This is a genomic window from Streptomyces sp. NPDC002671 (genome assembly GCF_053592475.1).
Genome location: NZ_JBSFVU010000148.1, coordinates 1 through 2,845 on the forward strand (window position 1 = coordinate 1; position 2,845 = coordinate 2,845).

Here is a 2,845-nt window from a genome sequence, read left to right on the forward strand (position 1 = left end):
AACGCGTATCTGGATGCGTTGGCGGAGTTGCGGCGTGGGGAGGGTCTTCCGGCGACGTCGATCGCGTGGGGCCCCTGGGCCGACGACGGCATGGCGGCGCAGAACAGCCTGGTCAGTGGCCGCATGGAGCGATTCGGGCTGCCGCCGATGGAGCCCGAACTGGCCGTCAAGGCGCTGGAGCAGGCACTGGCCGGCTCCGAGACCTGCCCGGTGATCACCGACGTCGACTGGTCGCGGTTCGCCAAGGAGCTGAGCGGGTCCCGTACCAGCGCGCTCTTCGGCGAGATCGCCGAAGTGAGGCAGCTGCACCAGACCGTTGACGGCTCTCCGGAAGACGGCCGGACCGCCGAGCGGACATCGCCGCTCGCGGAGACCCTGGTCGCCCTCCCGGTGGCCGAACGGGAGTCGGTGCTACTGGACCTGATCCGCAAGAACACGGCTACGGTGCTCGGATACGCCGCTCAGGCGGGGGTCGACGCCGAGCGCGGCTTCTTCGAGATGGGCCTCGACTCGCTCACCGCGGTGGAACTGAGGAACCGTCTGAACACCGCCACCGGCCTGAAGTTGCGGCCCACGACCCTGTTCGACTACGCGTCTCCCTCGGCGCTCGCCCGCCACCTCCTGGCGGAGCTGGCCCCGGACGAGGCCGCACCGGAGAACGCGCTGCCCGCGGAGATCGACCACCTTGAGGCCGTTCTCTGCGGGCTGCCGGAGGACGACATCGCCCGCACCAAGGCAGTGGTCCGACTCCAGTCCATGCTGGCGAAGTTGAACCAGGCCGGTGCCGCCTCCAGTGGGGGCAGGGAACCGAACGTGATGGAAAACGATCTTGAAGATGTGTCGGTCGACGAGCTCTTCGACGTCATCGACCGAGAACTCGGGGATGCCTGAGAATGATCAAGAACCATGCGGTTTCCGCGAGGGGGCAAGGCTAAGTGTCGAACGAAGAGAAGCTCGTTGAGTATCTGAAGCGAGTCATGGCCGACCTGCGTCAGACACAGCGCCGCCTTCGCGATGTCGAGGACAAGTCGCAGGAGCCCATCGCGATCGTCGGGATGAGCTGTCGCTTCCCCGGGGGCGTCCAGTCCCCGGAACAGCTGTGGGAACTGCTCGCCGGCGGCGGCGACGCCGTGGCCCAGTTCCCGGACGACCGTGGCTGGGACCTCGAAGCCCTGTACGACCCGGACCCGGACCGCGCCGGCACCTCGTACGTGAAGGAAGGCGCCTTCCTGTCCGACGCGGGCGATTTCGATCCGGCGTTCTTCGGCGTCTCGCCGCGTGAGGCGCTGGCGATGGACCCGCAGCAGCGGCTGCTCCTGGAGACCAGCTGGGAGGCCATGGAGCGGGCCGGCGTCGCCCCGGCGTCGTTGCGCGGTGCCAAGGCCGGAGTCTTCGTGGGCACCAACGGCCAGGACTACATCGAGGCCCTGCGGCAGGCCCCGAAGGGCGTCGAGGGCTACCTGGCCACCAGCAGCGCGGCCAGTGTGATGTCCGGTCGCCTGTCCTACACCTTCGGGTTCGAGGGCCCCGCGGTGACGGTGGACACAGCGTGTTCGTCGTCGCTGGTCGCCCTGCACCTGGCGGTGCAGTCGCTGCGCCAGGGTGAGTGCGCGGTCGCCTTCGCCGGCGGTGTCACGGTGATGACGACACCCGGACTGTTCGTGGAGTTCAGCCGTCAGCGAGGCCTCGCCCCCGACGGCCGCTGCAAGGCGTTCGCGGCGGGCGCGGACGGCACCGGCTGGGGCGAGGGCGTCGGCATGCTCCTGCTGGAGCGCCTGTCCGACGCACAGCGCAACGGCCACCCCGTGCTCGCGGTGATCCGGGGCTCCGCCGTCAACCAGGACGGCAGCAGCAGCGGCCTGACCGTGCCCAACGGCATCTCCCAGCAGCGGGTGATCCTTCAGGCCCTGGCGAACGCCCGCCTGTCCTCCGCCGAGATCGACGCCGTAGAGGCGCACGGTACGGGTACGACGCTCGGTGACCCGATCGAGGCGCAGGCGCTGCTGGCCGCGTACGGGCAGGACCGGCCTGAGAACCGTCCGCTGCTGCTGGGCTCGATCAAGTCGAACATCGGGCACACGCAGGCGGCGGCCGGTGTGGCCGGTGTGATGAAGATGGTGTTGGCGATGCGGTATGGGCTGCTTCCGCAGACGCTGCACGTCGACGAACCCTCGCCACACGTGGACTGGTCCGCCGGTGCCGTCGAGCTGCTGACCGACGCCATGCCGTGGCCGCAGAGCGAGGAACCGCGACGCGCCGGTGTGTCGGCGTTCGGTGTCAGTGGCACGAACGCGCACGTGATTCTGGAGCAGGCTCCGGTTTCGGTTCCCGATGAGGAGCCTTCGGAGACCGTGCTGCCGCCGGTGTTGGTGCCGTGGGTGCTGTCCGGCAAGTCCGAGGCGGCTCTGCGGGGTCAGGCGGAGCGGCTGGCCGCCCATGTGTCGCATGATGCTTCGGCGAGTGATGTCGGGTTCTCGCTGGTGACGGGGCGGTCGGTGTTCGAGCACCGGGCTGTGGTCCTGGATGGTCTGCCGGGTGTTGAGGCGCTTGCCGAGGGCCGCGAGGCCGCGGGTATGGTGCGGGGCAGTGCGGCCGGTGTCGATGGTCGTGCGGTGTTCGTGTTCCCTGGTCAGGGTTCGCAGTGGCTGGGTATGGCGGCTGAACTGCTCGCCAGTTCCCCGGTGTTCGCGGAACGGATCAGCGAGTGCGCGGCTGCCCTCGCGCCGTTCGTGGACTGGTCGCTGACGGACATCCTCCGCGACACGGACGACGAGGCCTGGCTGGAGCAGGTCGACGTCGTGCAGCCCGTGTTGTGGGCGGTCATGGTCTCGCTGGCCGAGGTCTG

General features: G+C 69.2%; 2 protein-coding genes. Both read left to right on the forward strand.

The genetic code is table 11. The features are described 5' to 3' along the window. Positions 1 to 891 (forward strand): phosphopantetheine-binding protein (locus ACWD35_RS45310; protein ID WP_451357151.1); only part of this gene is annotated, 891 nt, incomplete at its 5' end. A 44-nt stretch (positions 892 to 935) separates the two neighbouring features. Next, positions 936 to 2,845: type I polyketide synthase (locus tag ACWD35_RS45315; RefSeq protein ID WP_451357152.1), on the forward strand; the 1,910-nt coding region annotated here is incomplete at its 3' end.